General features: G+C 76.0%; 1 pseudogene. It reads right to left on the bottom strand.

Annotated elements, in window-relative coordinates:
- Positions 1-167: 167 nt before the first annotated feature.
- Positions 168-786: pseudogene (locus tag PROKR_RS36455) on the bottom strand (hypothetical protein); the annotation flags it as partial.

Consider the following 786-nt stretch of genomic DNA (forward strand, 5'->3'; position numbering starts at 1 on the left):
AAGCTGCTGGGTCTGGTGCGACCGCGCCGACGTCGTCTCCGCCGGCCGCTCGGCCGGCGCTCCCTCGGGCGCGGATTCAGGCGTGCTCCCCGGGGCCGGGACCGCCGGCTCGTTCGCGGGGGGCACTGCTGCGCGCGGCGTGGGAGGCGCGAACGGGTTCTCGTCGGTCATGGGCTTTCGATGGCTCCTGTCACGGTGTGCCACCCGCGGGCGATGCGGGGCAGGACCCCGGCATCGTAGCCATGCTCACCGAAGGACGCCACGAGCTCGGTGAGTACCTCCTCGGGCGCGTCGGCGACCACGTCGACCACCATGTCGTCGGACTGCCACGCCACGTGGGCGGGCTCCGTGGCGAGCACCTGCACGCCGCCCACCGTGGTGCCGCTCCGGGCGAGCTGGCCGGCCCGCTCGCGGACCACCGCGTGCCCGGAGGGACCGGTCAGGTCGATCTCCAGGGTCTGGCCCTCCTCGCCCACCAGCCGCATGGCCGAGACCGTGTAGCCGTCTGGCAGGTCGGCGGGTGCCACCCAGCCGTTGTCCGCGACCCAGTCGAGCGCGGCGGGCGTCACCTGGTCGGTGTCGACGTCGAGGCCGGCGAGCACGTCCTGACCCGCCGCCGCGGCGTCCGGCCCGGTGCGGCCGAGCATCGTCATGCTGGTCTGCGCCGAGAGCTGCGGGGAGACCACGGGCACGTCGCCGAGCGTGAACAGGGCCAGGCCCAGCACGCCGGCTCCGCCCACGCCGAGGGCCGTGATCCGGGCGGCCCGGCGGCGGCGCGCCGGGCGG

Source organism: Promicromonospora kroppenstedtii DSM 19349 (genome assembly GCF_000515355.1).
In the GTDB taxonomy this organism is placed as follows: domain Bacteria; phylum Actinomycetota; class Actinomycetes; order Actinomycetales; family Cellulomonadaceae; genus Promicromonospora; species Promicromonospora kroppenstedtii.